The organism is Streptomyces venezuelae ATCC 10712 (assembly GCF_008639165.1).
Lineage (GTDB): Bacteria > Actinomycetota > Actinomycetes > Streptomycetales > Streptomycetaceae > Streptomyces > Streptomyces venezuelae.
In genome coordinates, this window is sequence record NZ_CP029197.1 from 3,287,832 (window position 1) to 3,309,323 (window position 21,492).

The 21,492-nt window shown below is 71.0% G+C and carries 16 protein-coding genes and 1 tRNA gene; 6 read left to right on the top strand and 11 right to left on the bottom strand.

Annotated features, from left to right (window positions below; translation table 11 throughout):
• Window positions 1-74 precede the first annotated feature (74 nt).
• From DEJ43_RS14960 to DEJ43_RS14970, 3 genes are read right to left on the bottom strand one after another with little or no spacing between them, the layout of a single operon-like run.
• The gene (locus DEJ43_RS14960; RefSeq protein WP_015034208.1) at window positions 75-965 is read right to left on the bottom strand and encodes an SDR family oxidoreductase; all 891 of its coding nucleotides are present in this window, start codon (window positions 963-965) and stop codon (window positions 75-77) included.
• Window positions 962-1,867: an alpha/beta fold hydrolase gene (locus tag DEJ43_RS14965; RefSeq protein ID WP_015034209.1), complete on the bottom strand. Its 906-nt coding sequence runs from the start codon at window positions 1,865-1,867 to the stop codon at window positions 962-964. The genes DEJ43_RS14960 and DEJ43_RS14965 overlap by 4 nt, the downstream gene beginning before the upstream one ends.
• Window positions 1,864-3,399 carry a flavin-containing monooxygenase gene (locus tag DEJ43_RS14970; protein WP_015034210.1) on the bottom strand — a complete coding sequence of 512 codons (1,536 nt, stop codon included), beginning with the start codon at window positions 3,397-3,399 and terminating at the stop codon, window positions 1,864-1,866. Before DEJ43_RS14970 ends, DEJ43_RS14965 begins: the two co-directional genes overlap by 4 nt.
• 260 nt (window positions 3,400-3,659) lie before the next feature.
• Here DEJ43_RS14970 and DEJ43_RS14975 point away from each other — a divergent pair, with 260 nt between their 5' ends.
• The gene (locus DEJ43_RS14975; RefSeq protein ID WP_041663952.1) at window positions 3,660-4,289 is read left to right on the top strand and encodes a MerR family transcriptional regulator; all 630 of its coding nucleotides are present in this window, start codon (window positions 3,660-3,662) and stop codon (window positions 4,287-4,289) included.
• 6 nt (window positions 4,290-4,295) lie between these two features.
• Here DEJ43_RS14975 and DEJ43_RS14980 read toward each other — a convergent pair whose 3' ends face one another.
• Window positions 4,296-5,099 (bottom strand): exodeoxyribonuclease III, encoded by an 804-nt coding sequence (locus DEJ43_RS14980; protein ID WP_041662498.1) that lies wholly within the window; start codon window positions 5,097-5,099, stop codon window positions 4,296-4,298.
• A gap of 196 nt (window positions 5,100-5,295) precedes the next feature.
• On the opposite strand from DEJ43_RS14980, the gene DEJ43_RS37465 reads away from it, so the two are divergent.
• On the top strand, window positions 5,296-5,433 hold the full coding sequence (locus DEJ43_RS37465) for a hypothetical protein (RefSeq protein WP_158506260.1): 138 nt from the start codon (window positions 5,296-5,298) through the stop codon (window positions 5,431-5,433).
• A gap of 63 nt (window positions 5,434-5,496) precedes the next feature.
• Here the strand turns inward: DEJ43_RS37465 and DEJ43_RS14985 are convergent, their stop codons facing one another.
• A complete protein-coding gene (locus DEJ43_RS14985; protein ID WP_015034214.1) occupies window positions 5,497-5,811 on the bottom strand; it encodes a 4a-hydroxytetrahydrobiopterin dehydratase in 315 nt (104 codons plus the stop codon).
• Window position 5,812: 1 nt separating this feature from the next.
• Window positions 5,813-7,054, bottom strand: a complete 1,242-nt coding sequence (locus DEJ43_RS14990; RefSeq protein WP_015034215.1) for an NsdA family TPR-like regulatory protein — start codon at window positions 7,052-7,054, stop codon at window positions 5,813-5,815.
• A 154-nt stretch (window positions 7,055-7,208) separates the two neighbouring features.
• Between DEJ43_RS14990 and DEJ43_RS14995 the strand changes: the two genes are divergently transcribed.
• The 3 genes from DEJ43_RS14995 to DEJ43_RS15005 all read left to right on the top strand — a co-directional run bounded on the left by DEJ43_RS14995 (window position 7,209) and on the right by DEJ43_RS15005 (window position 8,607).
• Window positions 7,209-7,691, top strand: a complete 483-nt coding sequence (locus tag DEJ43_RS14995) for a DUF6415 family natural product biosynthesis protein (protein ID WP_233447953.1) — start codon at window positions 7,209-7,211, stop codon at window positions 7,689-7,691.
• 140 nt (window positions 7,692-7,831) lie between these two features.
• Window positions 7,832-8,368, top strand: a complete 537-nt coding sequence (locus tag DEJ43_RS15000) for a glycine-rich domain-containing protein (protein WP_015034217.1) — start codon at window positions 7,832-7,834, stop codon at window positions 8,366-8,368.
• 32 nt (window positions 8,369-8,400) lie between these two features.
• Window positions 8,401-8,607, top strand: coding sequence for a hypothetical protein (locus tag DEJ43_RS15005; RefSeq protein ID WP_015034218.1), 207 nt, complete (start codon window positions 8,401-8,403; stop codon window positions 8,605-8,607).
• A 41-nt stretch (window positions 8,608-8,648) separates the two neighbouring features.
• Here DEJ43_RS15005 and DEJ43_RS15010 read toward each other — a convergent pair whose 3' ends face one another.
• The gene (locus DEJ43_RS15010; RefSeq protein WP_308339627.1) at window positions 8,649-9,068 is read right to left on the bottom strand and encodes a helix-turn-helix domain-containing protein; all 420 of its coding nucleotides are present in this window, start codon (window positions 9,066-9,068) and stop codon (window positions 8,649-8,651) included.
• On the opposite strand from DEJ43_RS15010, the gene DEJ43_RS15015 reads away from it, so the two are divergent.
• Window positions 9,061-9,540 (top strand): GNAT family N-acetyltransferase, encoded by a 480-nt coding sequence (locus tag DEJ43_RS15015; protein ID WP_015034220.1) that lies wholly within the window; start codon window positions 9,061-9,063, stop codon window positions 9,538-9,540. The genes DEJ43_RS15010 and DEJ43_RS15015 overlap by 8 nt on opposite strands.
• 76 nt (window positions 9,541-9,616) lie before the next feature.
• On the opposite strand, the gene DEJ43_RS15020 is transcribed toward DEJ43_RS15015, so the two are convergent.
• The 4 genes from DEJ43_RS15020 to DEJ43_RS15040 form a co-directional block, all read right to left on the bottom strand.
• Window positions 9,617-10,234 carry a hypothetical protein gene (locus DEJ43_RS15020; protein WP_015034221.1) on the bottom strand — a complete coding sequence of 206 codons (618 nt, stop codon included), beginning with the start codon at window positions 10,232-10,234 and terminating at the stop codon, window positions 9,617-9,619.
• On the bottom strand, window positions 10,231-16,305 hold the full coding sequence (locus tag DEJ43_RS15030; RefSeq protein ID WP_233447954.1) for an RHS repeat-associated core domain-containing protein: 6,075 nt from the start codon (window positions 16,303-16,305) through the stop codon (window positions 10,231-10,233). The genes DEJ43_RS15020 and DEJ43_RS15030 overlap by 4 nt, the downstream gene beginning before the upstream one ends.
• Window positions 16,306-16,751: 446 nt before the next feature.
• Window positions 16,752-21,149, bottom strand: a complete 4,398-nt coding sequence (locus DEJ43_RS15035) for an FG-GAP-like repeat-containing protein (RefSeq protein ID WP_069202161.1) — start codon at window positions 21,147-21,149, stop codon at window positions 16,752-16,754.
• Window positions 21,150-21,417: 268 nt separating this feature from the next.
• A tRNA-Ala gene (locus DEJ43_RS15040) sits at window positions 21,418-21,491 on the bottom strand.
• Window position 21,492 lies beyond the last annotated feature (1 nt).

Genomic DNA, 21,492 nt, shown 5'->3' on the forward strand with positions numbered 1-21,492 from the left:
GACCAGCCTTGCACGAGCGAACATTCCACGCATTTCGATCAGTTACGGAGTGCGACCGTGCGGCGGAACCCCCCTCAGCGGGCCGCCGGACCGCTCGCCCGCGCCTCCTCGTCGGCCGCGCCGCCCGCGCCCACCAGGCCCTTGGACACCGAGCCGAGCCTCGGCCCGAAGCGCTTCATCTCGCGCTGCCCGACGGTCGCGATCATGCCGGGCAGATAGCCCCGGACGGACTGCATCCCGCGCAGCCACCACTGCGCGTACACATGGGCCGAGCGCCGCTCGATGCCCGCCACGATCCGGTCGACGGCCGGGCCCAGCGGATAGGTGCGGTTCGCCGGCCACGGCAGCCGCTGCCGCAGCTCCCGCATGACGTCGTCCTCGTCGGCGCCCCGCACCATGTCCGTGTCGGTCCAGGAGAGGTAGCCGACGCCGACCTTCACCCCCTTGTAGGCGACCTCGGCGCGCAGGCTGTGCGCGAAGGCCTCGACGCCCGACTTGGACGCGCAGTACGCCGTCATCATCGGGGCCGGGGTCAGCGCGGCGAGCGAGGCGATCTGGAGGAAGTACCCCCGGGACTCCATGAGGACCGGCAGGAACGCCCGGCCGGTGACCGCGCCGCCGATCAGGTTGACCTCGATGACCCGCCGCCAGGCCGCCGGGTCGGAGTCGACGAACGGACCGCCCGCCGCGACACCGGCGTTGGCGACGACGATGTCGACCTTCCCGAACCGTTCCTTCACCTCGGCCGCCACCCGGGCCATCGCCTCGTGGTCGGTGACGTCGGCGTGCCACCAGTCGGCCTCGGTGTGCAGCCGGCCGGCGACCTCCTTCAGCTGCTCCGGCTCCAGGCCGACGAGCGCGATCCGCGCTCCGCGCGCGGACAGCTTGCGGGCGAGGAGCTCCCCGACGCCGCGGGCGCCGCCGGTGACGACCGCGACCTGTCCTTCCAGGCTCACCCGGCTCATGCCTTCTCCTTCACGTCCAGATAGGTCTCGGAAAGTTCACGGATCCGCGCGGTGACGGCCTCCGGGGCCTCCACCGGCGTCATGTGGCCCATACCCGCGAGTTCGAGCAGCCCGACGCACTGCGGGAGCGCCTCGGCCATGGCCCGGGAGTGGACGGGCGGGGTGAGCCGGTCGGCGGTGCCGACGACGACCGCGACGGGCAGGTCGAGCGCCCGCAGGCCCGCTTCGAGGTCCAGCTCGGAGAGGACCCTGGACCAGCCGACGCGGGCCCCGCGCGGGCAGGCGTGCACGATCCGGGCGCAGGCGTCGACCCGCTCGGGCGCGGAGCCCGGTCCCATCGTCGCGTACTTGAGGATCTTCTTCGAGACGGCGGTGACGGGTCCGAGCGGTGCCTTGGCGCCGAGGACGCCCCGGGTGAGCCGGGTGCGCCGTTCGCTCGGCCGCCCGGGTACGACGGTGGCCTCGGCGGTCAGCCGGGACGGCCCGGTGGAGCAGAGCAGCGCGGCGGCGGCGTGCTCCTGGAAGGCGGGCCGGCCGGCGGCGGCCATGAGGGTCATGCCGCCCATGGAGTGTCCGGCGAGGACGGCCTTCTCGCCGGCGGCGAGGGTGCTCGCGAGGACCGCTTCGAGGTCGTCGGCGAGCGCCCGGGTGGCGTACCCGGCGGGTCCGGCGGGGACCGGGGAGCGGCCGTGGCCGCGCTGGTCGTAGGCGATGACCCGGTGGTCGGCGGCGAGGGCCCGTATCTGCTCGGCCCAGAAGGCGATCGAGCAGGTCCAGCCGTGGGCGAGGACGACGGCGGGCGCGCCCTCGGGGCCGTACGTCTCGACGTGGATCCGGGCGCCGTCGGCGGAGACGGCGGTGAGTTCGCGGGACGGGGGCAGCGAGGTCAGGTGGCGGCTCACTGGGCGGCCTCCTGCTTGCGGGTGGCGGCGCGGGTCTTCGCGGCGGCGGGCTTGACCGGCTTGGGGGCGCGGACGACCTCGTACTCGGAGAGGTCGACCTGCCGGGTCTCGCGCCGGAACTCGCCCGTTGTGCCCGGCCAGAGCGTGGTGTTGCGGCCGTTGGAGTCGAGGTACCAGCTCTCGCAGCCGCCCGCCTTCCACACGGTCCGCTCCATCCGGGCCTGCACCTTGCGGTTCCAGGCGCCGACGGCGGAGGGCCGGACGGCGAGGGCGGCGCGGCCGCCCAGGACGTCTAGCTGGCGCAGGTAGTCGGCCATGTAGTTCAGCTGGGACTCGATCATCAGGATCATCGAGGAGTTGCCGAGGCCGGTGTTGGGGCCGATGACCGTCATGAAGTTGGGGAAGCCGGCGGCGGTGGCGCCGCGCAGGGCCTCCATGCCGCCCTTCCAGGTCTCGGCGAGGGTCTTGCCCTCGGCGCCGACGACCCGTTCGGCGATCGGCATGTCGGTGACGTGGAAGCCGGTGCCGAAGATGATGGCGTCGACCTCGGTCTCGGTGCCGTCGGCGGCGACCAGGGTGGAGCCGCGCACCTCGCGCAGGCCGGCGGCGACGACGTCGACGTTGGGCTGTGCGACCGCCGGGTAGTAGGTGCTGGAGAGCAGGATGCGCTTGCAGCCGATGCGGTACGAGGGTGTCAGCTTGGCCCGCAGGACCGGGTCCTTGATGGACTTGGCGATGTTGGCCTTGGCGAGCTTCTCGACGAGCCCGAGTTCGTTGGGGTGCTTGGTGAAGGCGCCGACCTGGAGTTCGCGGATGCCCCAGAGGAGGCCGCGGCGCAGGGTGCCGGTGACGGGCAGGGCGCGGTGCAGCCAGCGCTCGGGGCCGCTGATGGCCCGGTCCATCCGGCGCATGACCCAGGGGGGCGTGCGCTGGAAGAGGGTGAGCTTGCCGACCCGGGGCTGGATGGCGGGCACGATCTGGATGGCGGAGGCGCCGGTGCCGATCATGGCGACGCGCTTGCCGGTGAGGTCGTAGTCGTGGTCCCAGCGGGCGGAGTGGAAGACCTTGCCGGGGAATTCGGCGAGGCCTTCGATGTCCGGGATCTTGGGGTCGGAGAGCGGGCCGGTCGCGGAGACGACGACGTCGGCGCTGAAGGAGCCCTGGCCGGTCTCGATCTCCCAGCGGAGTGCTTCGGAGTCCCAGGTCATCTTCCGTACCTCGTGGCCGAGGCGGAGGTGGGGGCGGATGCCGAAGGTGTCCGTGACATGCTCCAGGTACGCGCGGATGTGGCGCTGTCCGGAGAAGGTCCGCGGCCAGTCGGGGTTGGGCGCGAAGGAGAAGGAGTAGAGGTGGGAGGGGACGTCGCAGGCGCAGCCGGGGTAGCTGTTGTCCCGCCATGTGCCGCCCACGGAGTCAGCCCGTTCCAGGACGACGAAGTCGGTGATTCCTTCGCGGCGCAGTCGGACGGCGGCGCCGAGGCCGCCGAATCCCGATCCGATCACCGCCACCCGTACGTGCTCGTGCTTCGCCATGCCGCCTCCCGTGCACCCGCCCGATCACGCCAGCAATCACTGGCACAGTCGGGACTGTAGAGCAGCTCCATACCAAGCGGTAGGGGTACGGCGAGGGAAAGTTACCGGCGGTACAACATAGGCTGGCGGACGTGGCAGAAGGATCAGGCGAGGCAACGGGACCCGGCACGGGCGCGGACACCGGCGCGCCCGAGGGCACCCGTACGCCCACGGGCACGCCCGACGGCGTCCGTACCCACGAGGGCGTACGCGAGTACCGCATGGAGGAACTGGCGACCGCCGCCGGCATCACCGTGCGCACCCTGCGCTTCTACCGCGAGCGCGGCCTGATCCCGCCACCCCGCAGGGAGGGCCGGATCGCCTGGTACGACGAGCACCACCTGGCACGGCTGCGCACCATCGCCGCCCTCCTGGAGCGCGGTCACACCCTCAACGGCATCGCCGACCTCACCACCGCCTTCGAGAGCGGCCGCAACGTCCGCGAGGTCCTCGCCCTCGGCTCCCCCACCGAGGAGGAGCCGGTCCGCCTCACCCCCGGCGAGCTCGCCGACCACTTCGCCGGCGAGGTCACCGCCGAGAACCTCGCGGCCGCGCTCGACCTCGGCTACCTCGTCACCGACGGCGAGGAGATCATCCACATCAGCCGCCGGCTGCTCGACGTCTCCGCCGCCCTGGTCCGCGAAGGCATCCCGCTCGCCGAGGTCCTCAAGGCGGGCGCCCGCGTCCGCGAGCACGCCGACGCGCTCGCGGAGCTCTTCACCGACCTGCTGCGCACCCACGCGGCCGAGGAAGACCTGCGGCGGCTGCGCCCGCTGGCGAAGAGCGTGGTCGAGGCCGAACTCTCGATGGCGCTCGACCGCCGCCTCGGCCCGGGCACCGCCCCGGAGTAGCCCGCCCTACAGCTCGTACACGACGGTGACGGGCGCGTGGTCGCTCCACCGCTCGGCGTGCGTCGCGGCCCGCTCGACATAGCCCTTCACGGCCTTGGCCGCGAGACCGGGGGTCGCGATCTGGTAGTCGATCCGCCAGCCGGTGTCGTTGTCGAAGGCGCGGCCGCGGTAGGACCACCAGGAGTAGGGCCCCTCCTGCTCGGGGTGGAGCGCGCGCACGACGTCCACGTAGGCCCCGTCCGCCTCGTCGAGCACCCGCCCGAGCCACTCCCGCTCCTCGGGGAGGAAGCCGGCGTTCTTCTTGTTGGCCCTCCAGTTCTTGAGGTCGGCCTCCCGGTGGGCGATGTTCCAGTCGCCGCAGACGACGACCTCGCGCCCGTCGGCGGCCGCGCGGGTCCTGAGCTCCTTGAGGTACGGCAGGAACTCGCCCATGAACCGGTACTTCTCGTCCTGGCGCTCGGTGCCGGCCTCACCGGAGGGGAGGTAGAGGCTGGCGACGGTCACACCGGGCAGGTCGGCCTCGACGTACCGGCCGCTGCCGTCGAACTCGCTCGACCCGAAGCCGACGCGCACCCGGTCGGGCTCGCGGCGGGTGTAGAGGGAGACCCCGGCGCGGCCCTTGGCGGCGGCGGGGGCGTGCACGGTGAACCAGCCCTCGGGCGCCCGCACCTCGGCCGGCAGCTGCGCCTCCTCGGCGCGCACCTCCTGGAGGCAGACGGCGTCGGCGGAGGTACCGGCGAGCCACTCGACGAAGCCCTTCTTGGCGGCGGCGCGGAGCCCGTTGACATTGACGCTGGTCACTGTGTACAAAACATGCCTTCTTCCTCGGAGGGTCACGCCCAGGGGTCAGGTTCCCACACCGGATGGACCGTGACCGTGGCTCCCCCACCGGTCTTTCTCGTGAGGACAACGCGGCGTGGGAGCTGCCGCAGGAGACTGTTCGGGCCCGTACTCGTCCGGGTTGGCGGCGCGGTCGGCCCGCAGGTTCGCGAGGGCCCTGGCGTGCTTGTCCGCCTCGGACTCAAGGCGGGACGCGACCCGGCTCGACGCCCTCGAACGGGCCCGGTGGCCGCTCCCGTCGGTCGCGGCCCTCGCGGGCGCTGGCGGTCTCGCCCTGTCCGTCTGGACGTACATCGCCCGCTGAACCACCAACGCCCCCTCCGTGCCCATGCAGGCGCCGGAGGGGGCGGTTTCGTCGTGACCGAGGTCAGTCGAGCGGAAGCGCCTGGTGCGCGGCCACGATCGCATCGATGCGGCGAGCGAGGTCGAAGTCCGCCGCCGTCAGCCGGTACCCGGCGTCGTGCGTGGTGATCGACGCACGCAGGTGGTCAATCCTCAGATCCAGGTCGGCATGATGCTGCACCCGCCGCGACCGGTCCGCGATCGTCACGATGGCGGCCACGGCCGCGTGGTACCGGATCGGGTACGTGCGGCTGATCGTCTCTCCCTCGCGGTCCCACCCTGGCAGACCGGCCAACGCCGCCTCGATCTCCGCCTCGCTCAGCGGCTCCGGCACACCCATGTCAGCTCCCCTCGGTCACGGGCGCGAGGGCCTCGGCGAGGTCCCGCCCGACCGGGGCATCCTGCCACGGCCGCATCGCCCGCTCCAGGGTGGCCAGCTCGCGGCGCATCCGCGCGGACCCAGTGTCGACCGCGATCGTCGCTACCTCCCGGACGATCTCCACCGCCTGCTCCGGCTGCCGCGCGGTGGCGGCCGCCGTCGCGTGCCGCGCCATGTAGACACCGCGGTCTCGTCGCGCGGTAGCCGGGACGACGCCGAGCACCTGCGACCACAGGTCGCTCGCCTCGGCGCCGAGCCCGAGCCGGCCGTAGCATGTCGCACGCTGGACCTCCAGGTAGCCGGGCGTCCGCCGGCAGGCGTTGCCCCACGGCAGGTCGTCGTCGACGCGGGGCAGGAGCCGGTCGGCCTCGTCGATCAGCCGGTCGACTGCGGCCCGGTCGCGCAGGAGGCTGGCGCCATGGGCCTGTTGCTGCATGGCCATGATGCGCACCTTCGGGACGACGGCGGACGGCTCGTCGAGAGCGGCCTCGCACAGGTCGACAACGCCCGCCCCGTCGCCGAGGTCGGTCCTCACCTGCGCGCTGTTGACCATGGCATAGCCGATGAGGTGCGGGTCGCGGGCCCGAAGCGCTATCTCCTGCGTGATCCCCCGCCAGAACGCTGCGGCGGCGAGGTCGCCGGCGTCCTGGTACAGCCAGCCGACGAGCGCGGCATACGCGGCGCCCACCCGGAGCAGACCGCGGCGCGTCTCGCCGGTCGCGGACCGGGTCAACTTGTCGATCAGCTGATACTGGGGGCCGAGCGTGCCGATCAGGTCGTGAGGGCCGAGGAGCATGTCGGCCCGGTAGTGGCCCTCCAGCTGCGCCTGGAAGTAGTCGACGAGGGCGGGGTCGACCTGCTGGGGGGCGAGCGGCCCGGGGACAAGGGCCGCAGCGGTGACGGCGAGGAAGCTGGTCTGCACGGTGGTCTCTTCGTGGTGCTCAGGCCGGATCCAGCCCGGCGGGGTGGTGAAGCCGAGATCTTCCGGCCACCGGCCGAGCGCGTCGTGGAGAACGACCGCGGTCTCCTCAGACGGCCACCCGGGACGCGGGCCCTCCCAACGGCGCCACGTTCTCGCAGACACGGTGAAGTGCGCATCATCGAGGAGGCGCTGCCCGTGGGCCTGGAGCCCGTCGGCGGCGGCCTCGGCGGAGCGCCAGCCGACACGGAGTCTTGCCGCGCGGAGGGCGTCGTTGCGGCTCATGCCGCCAGTGTGAGGTGTCATCGCGGTCCCTGAGGGCCGTGGCCGCGACATGGCCATGCGTGGCCACTCAATGGCCTATCTGTCCGGTGCGGTGCTCACACATCATCGTCCTCACGACAACGGGGCGTACCGCGAACTGCGGAAATGCCCACCGATGGACGGAGCAGTGATGCGCGAGCAGGCCGAGCACACCAGAACCGCGGAGAGCGGTCCGACCGTGGAGGTGGACCTGCGCGCGCTCCTCAAGATCGTCACGCCCATCGAGGAGCACGCCGAGGACCTGGCCCTTCGCGCGGTGCGCCGGGCCCTCACGATGGAGCAGAACCCCGACGCCCTGGAGCTGGCCCGGCTGACGGACAAGCTCCTGACGCACTGCGCGAGCCTCGCCGTCGGCATCGAGACCATCCCCGTGAAGGAGCGCCCGGCGCGCGGGCAGGGCGCCCTGAGGGACTGGGCCACGCTCCAGAAGGACGGGCCCGGCGACGGCCCCCTCGGCACGTGGTCGTACGCGAGACAGCTCGCCCTGGTCGCCCGCTCCATGGTGAAGGCGCTCCGCAGCCACCGGGCGTCGACGGAGACCCGCGCGCCGTACGTCGGCCGTCCGGGCCTGCCCCCGCTCGCCCCCAGCGCCCCGTGAGCGAGTGGCAACGGCAGACGCTCTACTGCCTGATCGTCCTCGGCATGCTTGCTGCCCTCGCCCTCGGCATCACCCACTGACTCCCGCCCCCACATGGGGCGGGTCCACGCACCATCGGCATCCACCACCAGGAGGACCCCATGGCCTGCACGACCAGCAACCCGACGCCCTGCTCGGCCAGTCCCGAGCCGCCCGGCAACCCGGCCGGTGCCCGAGCCCTGCTGAGCGACGCAGCGTTCAACGGCGTGATGCACACCGTCCTGGACAACAACCCCGGCTGGGACACCGACAAGGCCAGCCGCGTCGTCGTCGAGGCTCTCAAGTTCGTGCACGCCGCCAGCCTCTTCCCCCAGGCCCGGATCTCCCCCACCACCGAGGTCGACGAGGGCTGGCACGCCCTCATCCTCCACACCCACCTGTACGCCACGCTGTGCAGCCGCCTCGGCCGCACGGTCCACCACTACCCCGAGCGCCCGGGAGCGGCCCGCCGCGACCCCGACGTCATCACCCGCACCATGGCCCTGATCGAGCAGGCCGGCCACACCCCCGACGCCAAGCTCTGGACCGGCCGCGTCGGAGCCATGGCCGGAGTGGTGAGGCACACCCCGATGCCCGGGGGCTGCGGCCCGATCAACCCCGGCAACTGCGCCACCCACGGCGGGGGCGACGACGACTAGGCTCGACGCCCCGCCGACGTAAGGAGAGCGCCATGGAGGCGAGCGAAGTCTCGGCACTGCACAACTCGATGCGGAAGTACGGGATCCCCGGGGACCTCAAGCCGGAGGACCCGACGAATCCGACTGGCCCCTGGCGAGTAGTCGACTCCGCTGGCCAGGACGTCACCGACGCCACGCTCGCCGCGGCGGCTGCTGCCGAGCACAGGCGCCCCGAGCGCGGGTTCGTCATCACGCCCTAGCCGCTCGCAGACCGCCCCGGCCGGACCGTCCCCGGCCGGGGCTACCGCACCAGCTCCGCCACCGTGACGCCGAGCGCGTCGGCGATGAGGACCAGGTCAGTGAACCGTGGATCGCGCTCCCCGCGCTCGTACCGTTGGACACTGCGCCGCTCCATGTGGATTCGGTCCGCCAGCTGGTCCTGCGACAGGCCGGCCGCTGTTCGGAGCTCACGAATGCGATGCCCACCCCGCCGTAACCGTTTCGTCCACGTGCAGCGGAGGAGACCCCGGTTCGAGTCCGGGCGAGGGGCTACACCTTCACGCCGACGGCCCCAGCCCTCCGAGGAGAGAGCCGGGGCCGCCGCGTTTCCGCTGGTCAGAAGTGGGATGCTTTGGACAAGCTGTTGCTGGTGACAGTGAGCATCCCGGGAGAATACCGACACCCACCACCCGCATACATGTACGATATTCCGCATGAACATCCAGCCCACGCCCTACGACCACCCCGACGCGGTCACACTCAACGACGCCGTCCAGGCGGAGTACGCCGTCCGCTACGGCGACGAGGGCGACGTCACACCGCTGGACGCCGGGATGTTCGTCCCGCCCCGGGGCCTCTACCTCCTGGCCTACGACCCCGAGGGCACCCCGCTCGCCACCGGCGGCTGGCGCACCCAGGACAAGAACGACCAGGGCTACGAGGACGGCGACGCCGAGCTCAAGCGCATGTACGTGATACCCGAGGCCCGCGGCCTCGGCCTGGCCCGCCGCATCCTCTCCGCCCTGGAATCCGACGCCCGCGCGGCCGGCCGCACCCGCATGGTCCTGGAAACGGGCACGGCCCAGCCGGAGGCGATCGCCCTCTACACCTCAAGCGGCTACGCCCCCTGCGCCAAGTTCGGCCACTACCGCGACTACGAGAACAGCCGCTGCTTCGCGAAGCCGCTGGCCTGACGCCGCCGCGGCGCACGGGAACGACGAACGGCGGGGGCGCCCGAAGACACCCCCGCCGTCCTGTGCTCACGCTCCGCTAGTGCAGGGTGAGCCGTTCCTCCTGCTCACGCCCACCGACATCGAGCGCCACCACCAGCTCTCCCGCCGGACGGCCGGAGAGCGTGAGGTAGTAGACGGTCCGTCCCGAGTGCTCGGGCGCCAGTGTCCTGACGTGCGTCCACTCGACCGCCTTTCCGGAGAACCGGCCGGAGGTCATCCGGACCCCGCGCTCCGCCAGGAGCACGACCGCCCAGCCGCCGTCAGGAGTGGACAGGGTCCCGAACGCCCTCGCCACGTGGGCACCGGCCGTGGGCGCGATCCGTTCGAGATCGGCGCACCGCCGGACGTCCGATCCACCCGTGACCGACGCCTGAGCAAGGCACAGGTGCCCCTTGGCCGTCTCCCACATCAGGGTCGCCGTGCCCCTTCCCTGCGTCACCTCGGAGGCGGGCGCTCCGGCGGGCGCCTCGCCCACGGCCTCGGCCTTGGCGAGCATGCTCGCCTTGAGCTGGGCCGCCTTGTCGACGGGAGGCCCGGACACAACCGGCGGACTCGCCGAGGACGGGGCCCGCGCCCCGCTCCCCTCCGCTCCGCAGCCGAGGAGCAGCCCGAGCGCCATGAGCGCCGAGACCGCTGGAACGAGTCGGCGTCTCACTGATTGATCCCGGTGACGGGCTTCGCGTCGAGCCCGATCATGTTCCTCGGAACCGCCGAGTAGTACACGGGCTTCCAGACCGTCACGTCGAACGTCCCCCAGGTCTTCGTGCTCGTACGACCATCAGCGTGATGGTAGGTGGTCTGATAGCTCGTCAGCACGCCACTGGGCGAGAGACCGGTGCTCTGTCCCTTCTTGACGTTCCACGTGGTTGTGATCGTCTGGGTGTCGGACCTCATCTTGGTGTCGATGTCGGTCCAGGCCCATGAGCCGTTGGCCCCGACGGCGACTTCGAGCTTGCCCTCCGCCAGGAAGGGGATCTTGCCCTTCACAGCACCGCTCAACGTGATGTTGGCGCCGTAGGTCTTGGAGTACTGCTCCGTTGTCGTCACCTGCGCGTTGACGCTGTAGGCGTAGGCGATGGTGTGCTCATCCTGCGCGTCACCCTCGTACCACGCGCTGGTGTCCATGTCGGTGTAGTTGTCCCGGGAGACCGTCGCCGTCTGCGACCAGGTGACGTCCGCGCCTCCGTCGGGCACGACCACTCCCGGCGGCAGCTGTGGCAGAAGCGGACGGCAGCCGTCGCAGTAGTGGGGCGCCGCGTAGGTGCCACCACCGCCGCCGCCGCCACCGCCGCCACCACCGCCGGACCCGCCGGTCCCGCCGCCACCGCCGCCACCGCCACCGCCGCCCCCACCGAGGTTGACGCAGCACGCCGGCTTCTTCCCCGACTTCTCGTCCTTCGAGCAGTTCTTCAGGTCGTACAGGCAGGAGTTCGGCATCGAGCCGATCTCCGTGCCCGCCGGGTCCGACAGGGTGACCGGGTTGTTGTTGCTGTAGCCGTACGCGTTGTGCTGGCGCGGGTCGTCCGTGACGAAGAGCGGGTCGACCGAGACGAAGCGGCCGAGGGCCGCGTCGTACTCGCGGGCGCCGAGGTGGATCAGGCCCGTCGCGGTGTCGTTCGTGCCGCCGACGAAGCCCTTCTCCCCCACCCAGGCGGTCGGCTGGGTGCCCCGGGCGCCGCCGAAGATCGCGGTCTTGCGGCGGGTGACGGTCTGGGCCGCGTCGGCCGTGATCTGGGTGGTGCCCGTGCCGTGGTGGTCGGTGAGCGTGAAGCTCAGCTTGCCGCCGGTGCGCACCGCGATGATCCGGGCACCGGCGCCGTAGTAGCGGGTGCCGGTGAGGACGCCGGTCTTGCTCAGGTGCAGCTCGTTGCCTCCGGGGAGGTAGAGGGTCGTGCCGTCGGCGTCCTTCACCGCGAGCCGCTGCCCCTCGGTGTCGTACAGGTAGCTCGCCTTCTCCGTGGTGCCCTCGGTGACCGAGGCGAGGTGCCCCCGGTCGTCCCACTTGAGGGTCTGCTGGGCCGCGGCGCCGATCTTGCGGGTCTCGGTGTTGCCCGCGGCGTCGTAGGTGAAGGTCTCGTCGTGCGCGTTCGTGCCGGTCTGCGTGACCTTCGGCAGCTTGTGGGTGCCGGCGGCCGGGGCCGCGTAGGTCCGGAGCGTGTCGGCGGCCGGGCCCGAGGCGGTCTTGTGCTGCGTCTCGGTCCTGCGGTTGCCGACGGCGTCGTAGGTGTACGACGTCCAGTACGCGTCCTGGCCGCCGACGACCGCCGTCGACGGGGCGGTGGCGCAGGTGGTCCCGGTGTTGGTCCAGGCCTCGGTGATCCGGGCCAGCGGGTCCAGCGCGAAGCACTGGGTGTCCGTGGTCCGGGCCGCGTCCTGGCCGTAGCCGGTGGCGACGGAGGTGATGTTGCCGGCCGGGTCGTACCCGTACTTCGTGTCCTCGACCCGCTGCGGTGCCAGGTCACGGTCGGTGAAGGTCTGGGTCAGTGCGCCGGTGTGCTCGTCGTAGATGTTCGAGAGGACGACCTTCTGCCCGAAGGATCCGAGGTCCTGACGGATCAGCCGGCCGTAGTGGTCGTAGGTGCCCGCCGACATCAGGGCGTCGCTGCCCGCGCCGACGGTGTTCAGCAGTCCGGTGACCGGGCTGTAGCTGTTGGCGACCTTCTCCGCCGGCAGGCCGCCCAGGGCGGGCTGCAGGGTCCACATCACCTGGCTGGTGTGGGGGTTGTAGGAGGTCGTCCACTTGTAGACGCCGGCGGCCGCTCCCTCGCGCGCGGGGATGGTCAGCTGGGTGCCGACGGGCTTGTAGAGGGGGTTGTACGAGGTCACGGCGGACTCGTACGCCTGGCCGTCGACCCAGGAGGTCGCCTTGCTGAGCTGCCCCTTGGCGACGGTGTCGTACTCCCAGGACGCGAGGGTCGTCGTGCCCTTCTTGACGGCGGTCTTGCGGCCGAGCGCGTCGTAGTCGGTGTGCAGGGTCCTCAGCCGGGCGTCCGTGACGTCGACGGGCCGGTCGGCCGCGTCGTACGTGGTGTTGACCGTCCCCTTGTCGGGGTCCTCGATCCGCACCTGGCGGCCGCGGGCGTCGTAACCGTAGTTCCAGGCGGCGCCCGAGGGGTTGGTCAGCCGGTCCACCCGCCCCTTGCGGTCGAAGCGGTAGAGCGTCGACGTGTACTGGGTGCGGGCGTCGTCCACGTACTGGCGCAGCTCGACGGTCCGGCCGAGGGCGTCCATGACCTTGGTGCTGGCGGTGCCGCCCTTCGGCGGGACCACGGTGGCGGTGTCACCGGTGTAGCTGGTGCTGGTGCGCTTGGTCTCGTCGCCGAAGCGGCGCGAGATCACGGCCGTGGTGCGTCCGGCGCCGTCGAACAGGGTGTCCGTGGACGACGGGTACTTCAGCTCCTGGCCGGTGACCAGGACGGGCTCCGCCGCGCCGGAGGCGTAGTAGACGCCGGAGGAGCGCCAGGCCTGCCCGCGGGTGTCGTAGAAGCTCTCCGTGACGAGCCGTCCGGACAGGTCGGGGGAGGTCTCCTGGGTCTGCCGCGGGCGCAGCAGGCCGTCGTAGAAGGAGTACGACGTCCGGTAGGCGGAGTCGTGGCTCAGGGACTTGGTGGTGACGACGCTCGGGCCGTCGTTGCGGACCTGGTACTCGAAGACGTGGGTGGGAGAGTCGGGGTAGGTGACGGCCGAGCGGGTCGGCAGCCACACCTTCGTCGTCCGTCCGATCCCGTCGTACGCGGTGGTGGTCACCTTGCCGTTGGCGTCGCTGACCTGGGTGGGCAGTCCGCGCCGCGGGTCCATCGTGGTCGTCGCCGCGTGCCCGAGCGGGTTGGTGACGAGCACGGTGCCCGGGGCCTCGCCGGTGGCCGGGGTGTAGCGGGTCGTGGTGACCTTGCCGTGGGCGTCGGCGGCCGCGAGCCCGCGGCCGTAGATGTCGAAGTCGGTCGCGGCGGCGCTGGACACCGCGTCGTAGCCGGTGCCGGCGCCGTTGATCCGCTCGCTCCTGGTGACGTTCCCCCTGGTCGGGGCCGCGCCGAACGCGCCGCCGTCGTAGGAGGTGCGGACGTCGTCGATGACGTCGGCCGGCCAGGACGTCGGGCTGCCGCAGGGGACGGCGACGGTCAGCTTCCTGCTGACCGTGTCGAGGATGCCTGCGGTGGTGTTGCGGGCGTAGCTGGTGGTCGTGCACCGCTCGTCGCCGGTGCGTGCGGTGTCACCGGTCTCGGAGACGCTCGCGACCATGCCGTACTCGTCGAAGGCGCGGGTGAGTTCGGTGGTGCGGGTGCCGCCGGTGACGGTGGCCCGGGTCTCCTCCTTCTGGGTGCCCGTGCGGTACGCCGTCAGGGCGGGCAGCCCGGGGCGGGTGCGGGTGGCGAGGGCCGCGGAGCGCCACGGGGTGTACGAGGTGGCCGTCACCGGCTTCGAGGTGTCGTCACCGTTGTACGTGACGCTCTCGCGGAGCATGCCGGCGAACTGCTCGCGGTCGGTGACCCCGTCCCCGGCCGAGTCCTTGACGGACACGCCGTCGCGGCCGCGGAAGAAGCGTCGTTCGGTGAGGGTCCTCGGGTCGGACGCGGCGCCGCCGCGGGTCTGGACCCGCTCGTAGCCGCGGGAGACGGAGTACGTCCGGTCGTCGGCCTTGGTGAACTCGTCGGTGCTCTTCGTCCAGGCGGCGCCGTCGAGGTAGCTGTAGCTGGTCACCTTGTCGGGGGACTCGACGAGGTTGTCGCCCTCGATGACCTGGGTCGCGACATAGCTGTTGAACCAGTCGAGCTTGGACTCGTACCCCTCGAACGCCCACTTCACCGGGTAGCAGCGCCGGTTGTTGCCGGCGTCCGGCGCGGGCAGGTCGGTCGCCGTGCAGTCGGGCTGCGTGTAGGTGACGCCGATGGTGCCGCCGGTCTCGGTGTTGATCTGGTAGAGCCTCAGCCGGACGAACGGGGCGAGGCCGTCGCCGGTCTTGTCGACCCGGTTGGCGCGCTGCTCGCCCGCGAAGGTGACGGGCGGCAGCGTGACCGTGGTGCCGGCCTTGCCCGTGCGCTGGACGGCGCTCAGCCACAGCGGGCGTGAGATGCCGTCACCGGCGGCGGGGAAGCCCTGGGTCAGGGTCCACGCGTCGACGTCCTTGTACGCGCCGCCGGTCAGCACCTGGGTGGTGATCCCGGTGAGGCGCTTGCGCGACCAGAACGTCGGCGAGTAGTTGTCCTCGCACTCGGCGCCGTCCTTGCAGTACGCGTCGTACGGGACGTCGGGCCAGTTGCCGGCGTTGGTCTCGTCGAAGGTGCCGCAGTCGGTCAGGCAGCGCTCGGCGACGGTGAAGTCGACCTTGCCCATGGCCTTGCCGGTGTACACGGCGTCGTCGCGCAGGCCGTAGTCGATGTGGTCGAGCCAGCCGCCGCGGACGTAGGAGGTCGCGGTGGACTTGCCCGTGGTGTCGGAGACGTTGCGGCCGTAGTTGTTCTTCTCGGTGTTCCAGTAGTACGCCATGGCGTTGCCGTGCGGGTCGACCACGTAGTCGAGCTGCCAGCGCCAGGCCTGCTGGCACCAGCCGTCGGCGAACGAGGAGTCGTAGCAGGGCTCGCCGGACTGGTTGCCGAAGACGGGTGTCGTCCACGCCGAGTTGGTGACCGGGTCGTCGGCGGCGGTGCCGTTGTCCTTCCAGCCGGGCAGCCGGTTCAGGCCGAAGAAGTACTGGGTGCCGTCGGTCGTGGTGACCTTCCAGTGCTCGCCCTTGCCGTCGACGCCGTCCGTGCCGCCGTCGCCGTTGACGGCGCCGGTCAGCTTCTCGACGGAGGCTCCGGAGCCGTCGGCGCCCTGCCAGCCCTTGCCGTCCTCGTAGACCAGCTCGGTGCTCTTGCCGCCCAGGCTCAGCGTCGCGTTGTCGTTGAACCAGCACAGGTCGCCCACGCGGGTGGTGTTCGTCGCGTCGGTCTTGTCGTCGTTGCACGCCTTGTAGCGGCGTTCGATGAAGCCCGGCTCCCAGTTCCAGCCGTCGCCGATCCACGAAGGCTGGTTGTTGGAGGCCGCGGTCCGGCCGTCCACGGACTGCGAGTTGTAGTCGAGGGAGATCGTCGGCCGCATCCCGCCGGGCACCGCCGGCACCTCGACCGGGTACGCCCAGGTGAAGGCGCCGTTCGACTCGCCGGCGCTCCAGGTCCCGGAGGCGGACAGGCTCGTCGCCTTGTAGTCGCCGGAGGAGCCCTCGGCCCCCGCCGTCGCGGCCAGTACGGTCGCTCCGGAGAGGGCGACCGGCGCGGACAGGGTGCCCGCCCGGGTGTCGTTCGTGGTCTCCAGGGGCGTACCGACCCGGCAGGCTTCCTCGTCGGGGGTGGTCAGGGCACAGTCCGGGAGCCGTACGAGGCGGAGCCGGGAGGCCCAGTCGCCGCCGTAGGCGTCCCGGAAGGCGGCGTAGTCCACCTGGACGCGGGTGCCGGTCTTCGCCGCCTTCGCAGCCTGCCCGGCCCTTCCCGCGTTCGCCGCGGTGCCGTCCGTGCGGTCCAGGGAGAGCAGCAGGCCGTCGACGCCCGCGCGCCGGGCGGCGGCGCGGTCGGCGACCCGGACCGTGACGCGGGGCGCGGTGGCGCCGGTCCCGCCGTCGGTCTGCGCGACGGAGACGGGGAGCGTCCCCGCCTTGACCGCTCGCGCGCCGCTGCCGGGTCCGACGGCCCGCGCGCCGGCGGGCGGCGGGGTCAGTGTCACCTCGGCCGAGCCCGCGGCGGGCCAGCGCACGTGTGGCCTCCCCCGCCACGCGTGCGCCGCCGCGGCGTCGGGCTTTCTGGCGCCGCCGACGGCGGCCTTTTCCACGGGTACCGGCTGGGGCTGCTCAAGCACCGGAAGCGGATTTCTTCGCTCCGGAACGGCGGACGAAACACCCGCCGCCGGAAGGACGCCTATCGTGGCCGCGACCGCGAGAACGGTAACGGAACCACTTATGCGATGAATTCTCACACCCCACCTCTCATGGGGACGGAAATGTCACCGCACGCTATGCCGAACGCACGTCGGAATGCCCTCGACTTGAGATAGATCTGAGCAATATCGATTCCGATATCCGGACACGCGGTTCCGCTCGAATTCGGGCCGGAAAAAGGGCGATGCCCGGGAAGGATTCCCGGGCATCGCCTTCATGCTTCCCCACGTCGGACGTGTGGGGTCGTGTCGTCAGTTGTCGGTCATCAGTTGTTGTACGGGCGCAGCACGGTGGCGCGCGACCAGGTCCAGCCGGTCTCGGTGCCCCAGCCCGCCTTGTGGTACTCGAAGCCGGTGGCCGTCGAGACGTGGGTGAACGTCTTCACGGCGCCGGTGCTGAATCCGTACAGGCTGCCGATGTCGTCCTTGCCGTCACCGTTGTAGTCACCGGTCACGTACTGGGCGCCCTGGTAGTACCAGTTGCCCGTCGCGATCTCGAGGCCCTTGACGGCGCCGCCGAACTTGCCGTCCCGCGCCGCGGAGGCCGGCAGCTTGAAGAGGGCGTCGTGACCGTCGGCGTAGTCGTACCAGTAGCCGATGTCGTCGAGGCCGTCACCGTTGAAGTCGCCCGCGTGCAGGTAGGTGCGGCCGAAGCTGCCCCAGGTGGTGGCGTTCCCGGACCAGGACTGGGTGCTGATCTGGGGGAAGACGCCCCCGGGCCCGGCCGGGAAGGTGTGCATCTTCAGGGCGCCGTCGGAGTACCCGTACAGGGCGGCGATGTCATCCCGGCCGTCACCGTTGAAGTCGCCGGTGACGAACTTGCTGTTGTCGACGTACCACCAGCCCGCCGGCATCTGCGCGGAGGGGAACGGCGCGTTGAACCCGCCCTGCACGTTCGCGGTGAACGTGAAGATGGTGTCGTTGCCCGCGGCGTACGCGTACCAGGCGGCGATGTCGTCCCGGCCGTCACCGTTGAAGTCGCCCGCCATCAGCGTCATCGAGGTGGAGTAGAAGCCGCCCTTCCCCGAGCTCCAGGACGGGACGGGCGCGTTGAACCCGCCGTCCGCCTTGCCGGTCGCGGTGAAGAGCTTCACGACGCCGTTGCCGTAGTCGTACAGCGAGGCCTTGTCGCCCCGGCCGTCACCGTTGAAGTCGCCGGTGACGAACTGCATCCGGTCGATGTTCCAGCTGCCCGCGGCGGACTCGTAGGACTTGAGCGGCGCGCGGAAGGTGCTGTCCGAGTTGGACACGAAGGTGTGCAGCGCGGAGGTCCCGGCGGGGATCGCGTACCAGGCCGCCATGTCGCTGCGGCCGTCCCCGTCGTAGTCGTGCCGGACGACGGTGTTGGTCGACCACTTCGACCGGCCCGCCGCGTCGTAGACGACGAGGCTGCCGCGGTCCTGGAGCAGTGCGTAGCCGTTGGTGGCGGCGACGCCGGAGGTCCACAGCTGGGCACCGGCCGCGCTGGTGACCACCAGCTTGCCGTCGGACTGCATGACGGCCTTGGCTCCGGCGTTGCCCGCGGTGTTGGTGCTCCACAGCACCGTGCCCGCGTTGGAGGTGACGACGAGGTTGCCGTCGGTCCGCATCGTGAGCTTGGCGGCGTTGGAGGTGTACGTGGTGCCGGAGGGGATGGTGGTGCCGGAGGGGATGTAGGCCCCGCCCGTCACACCGTCGATGGTGAAGCGCGCGCCGAACTCGAGCGTGCTGGTGGCGCTGGGCACGATGCCCCGCCAGCCGACCAGGGTGTTGTCCGAGGCCTTGCGGGCCCAGAGCTCCGCGCGGCGCTCCGACGCCGGGTCGTTCGTGAGGTCGCCGGAGGAGCCCACGACCGGGTACGCGGCCTTGGTGACGCCCGAGCCGATCTTGAGCTTCATGGCCGGAAGGCCCAGGGTGGCGGTGTTCACGCCGCCGTCGCGCGCCTTCTGGGACCAGGCGACCTCGATGTCACCGGTCGCGTCGTTGCGCAGCCAGAGGTCCGGAAGACCGTCGGCGGAGACGTCGCCGGGCGTGATGATGGTGTACTTGTCCCAGTCCGTGCCGCCGACCAGGCTGGGCGACCTCGTGAAGCCGAGGTCGAGGTCGTTGGTGGCGCGGTTGCCGTAGTAGGCCCAGAGCAGCTTGCCCTGCTTGACCAGGAGGTCGGGCTGGCCGTCGCGGTTGAGGTCACCGGGGGCCGCGACCTGGTCGGCGTTGAACCAGTGGTCGTCGCCGGTCCAGGTGTCCTCGCCGAAGCAGTCGAGCTCGTTGGGCACCGGGCAGGTGACACTGAGCTCGGTCCGCTTGTCGGGGTCGATCCGGCCCTGGCCGTCGTTGTCGTAGACGAAGATCCTCTTGCGCTTCTCGACGTCGTCGTACTCCAGGGTGACGAGGTCGTTGTAGCCGTCCTGACCCCAGTCGCCGAACGCGCTGACCTGCTTGTCGGCGAAGGACGCGCCGCCGTTGGTGGCGTTGCTGAACTCGCCGGAGCCCTGGCCCGCGTAGGTCAGGAGCGTGCCGTTGCCGTCCACGGCCCAGATGTCGCGGTTGCCGTCGCCGTTGAGGTCGAAGGCCTGGTCACGCAGGACCGAGCGGGTCGCGTAGTAGATGTACGTGGCCGTGTCGGAGCGGTTGCCCGCCTTGTCCACGCTGTACGCGTACACGAAATGCGGCCCATAGCTGGGCGGGGTGATGGTCACCGGGACGTTGACGCCCACGGGCGTGACGTCCGGGTCGGTGTCCGTCCAGTAGTGGTACGCGACCACGTCCGAGACGTTGTTCGGGGCGAAGGTGAAGGCGCCGGGCTTCCGCGCCTGGCCGGTCGACGTGGGCCAGCCCTTCTCGCCGTTGGGGAACGTCGTCGAGCTGATGATCGGCGGGTTGCTGGGACGCGTCCGGTCGACGGTGAACTTGCAGGTCACCGAGGTCGGGCCCCAGGCCTGGTCCTGGTCCTTGGTGGCGACGTTCCAGGTGTAGTCACCCGTCGGCAGGTCGATGTCCGGGACCGCCCAGGTCGTGACCTTCTCCTTCAGGGCGGGCATGGCCATCGTCTTGAACGGGGTGACGGCACCCGCCTTGAACAGGTTGAACTGCGCCGTCAGGTTGCCGGCCTCCTTGTCGGAGTGCGTGGCGTACAGGCTGACGCGGGTGTTGCCGATGACGCCACCGGTCTTGCAGTCCGTCTTGGGGTACGTGCCCAGGCCCCCGGGCCGCTTCGGCGCGGTGTTGTACTGGATCTCGAGGGTGGCCGTCTTCGGGTCGAACTTCTTCCAGGCGAAGGTGTCCTTCTCGTCGGAGGCGTACAGGCCCAGGGTGATGTTGGCCATCCCCTGGCCCTTCGGGCCCTCCTTGGCCCGGGCCTTCACCTTGGCGGTGAGGTCGAACTCCAGGTTCCCCGCCCCACAGTCCTCGATCTCCGGGTTCCAGCCCTTGGAGTCGTTCACCGTGGACAGCTTGGTGAGCTGGGTGGGCTGCCTGTTCCAGGTCGTCTTCGAGCTGATGCCCGTCGTGTGCCACAGCTCCACGGGCCGGCTCTGGCAGGACCAGGACCAGATGTTCTTGACCCGGAACGTGGCCTTCTTGACGTCGGCGCCCATGACGTCGCTCGTGTCCATCTGGACGAACGAGCGCGAGACGCGGTCCAGGCCGCCCGTCTGGGCCTCGTAGCCGACCCGGATGGGGTCGGTGGAGTTCCAGAAGGAGTAGTTCGGGTAGCGCTCGTAGACGCGCGTCCAGTTCTGCCGCTCGCCCCACGCCCACTGCGGGTCGATGTAGACCGGGTACTGCGTCTCGGGAGCGGCCAGCAGCGCCTGGTCCGGCTTGATCTCCAGGGTGTCCCCGGTGACCGCCGTCTCCATCGGCGCGTCGGTGGCGCCCGGCGGCGGGTCGAAGGTGTCCCCGGGTGCCGTCGTTCCGTCATCCGCCGTCCCTCCCACGGCGTTGGCGGAGAAGGCCCGGGCGCCCGCGGCCTGCGGGGTCCCGCTCGTGGCCGTCGTGGAGTCCCACATCAGCGGCGACGGGCTGGAGAACACGGCGTGCCCCGAGGGGTCCACCGCGGTGAGGCTGCCGGTGTCGCCGTCGACGGAGACGTCGAGGCCGACGGTGCTGAACTTGAACTTCAGGCTGTCGAGCGCCGGGTTCTGCGCGGCTTCGGCGGTCTTGACCACGAGGAGCTGCGAGAAGCCCTCGATCTCGGCCTTCAGCTGCAGGTCGACGCCGGGCAGGACCTCGGCGTACGTGGCCACGTTCCCGGCGAGCGTGGGTACGGGCAGGGCCGTGGGCCAGTTGAGCTTGAGCTCGCGGCCGTCCTTCACGCCGGAGAGCAGCGGAGCGGTGCCGCCGCCGGAGAAGGTCACGTCCACCAGCGACGCCGTGGGGCGCACGGCCCCGTCCTCACCGCGGACGAGCGTCGGGTCGGTCGGTATCCACTCGTCGTCGCGGAACACCCGGACGGCCGTGCCGTGCCGGTTCACCGTCCAGGTCCCGTCGGGCTGGGCCCAGGTGTCGGTCGTCTCGGTCCGGGCCGACTCCAGCTCGAAGGGCCGGCCCGTGGCCCGGGCCTGTTCGATCGCGTAGTCCTCCTCGCTCTGCTCACCCGTCTGCACCGGGGTCAGATAGACCGCCGAGGCCTGGGGAGCGAGTCCGGGAAGGGCGACGAGAGCGGAACTCGCGAGAACACCCGTCAATGCGACGGATATCAGTCTATTTCTTCGTGATGTGCCTACTGGTCTTCCACCAGGCACTCTGCCGACGGGCACGTACACCTCACAGGGTCGATGTTCGAAGAACGTCGACAGAATGTCGGCCCACCCGCGCGCACGCCACTGAGTTGAGCTGAACTTGAGGTCCGGCGATCTTGCCCGAGGGCCGGGCTCCCGAAAGCCTCCCGGAAAGTCTCCCGGAATGACGAAAATCCCGCCCGATCTTTCGATCGGACGGGATTCCCGGTGTCTGTGGACCTGTGGGGATTTGAACCCCAGACCCCCTCGATGCGAACGAGGTGCGCTACCAGACTGCGCCACAGGCCCT

Bases quoted from the DNA above. Each gene is read 5' to 3' on its own strand.
- DEJ43_RS14960 (WP_015034208.1), bottom strand. From the start codon at position 965: ATGAGCCGGGTGAGCCTGGAAGGACAGGTCGCGGTCGTCACCGGCGGC.
- DEJ43_RS14970 (WP_015034210.1), bottom strand. From the start codon at position 3,399: ATGGCGAAGCACGAGCACGTACGGGTGGCGGTGATCGGATCGGGATTC.
- DEJ43_RS14975 (WP_041663952.1), top strand. From the start codon at position 3,660: ATGGAGGAACTGGCGACCGCCGCCGGCATCACCGTGCGCACCCTGCGC.
- DEJ43_RS14985 (WP_015034214.1), bottom strand. From the start codon at position 5,811: ATGGGTGTGCCGGAGCCGCTGAGCGAGGCGGAGATCGAGGCGGCGTTG.
- DEJ43_RS14990 (WP_015034215.1), bottom strand. From the start codon at position 7,054: ATGAGCCGCAACGACGCCCTCCGCGCGGCAAGACTCCGTGTCGGCTGG.
- DEJ43_RS14995 (WP_233447953.1), top strand. From the start codon at position 7,209: ATGGACGGAGCAGTGATGCGCGAGCAGGCCGAGCACACCAGAACCGCG.
- DEJ43_RS15000 (WP_015034217.1), top strand. From the start codon at position 7,832: ATGGCCTGCACGACCAGCAACCCGACGCCCTGCTCGGCCAGTCCCGAG.
- DEJ43_RS15005 (WP_015034218.1), top strand. From the start codon at position 8,401: ATGGAGGCGAGCGAAGTCTCGGCACTGCACAACTCGATGCGGAAGTAC.
- DEJ43_RS15015 (WP_015034220.1), top strand. From the start codon at position 9,061: ATGAACATCCAGCCCACGCCCTACGACCACCCCGACGCGGTCACACTC.
- DEJ43_RS15010 (WP_308339627.1), bottom strand. From the start codon at position 9,068: ATGTTCATGCGGAATATCGTACATGTATGCGGGTGGTGGGTGTCGGTA.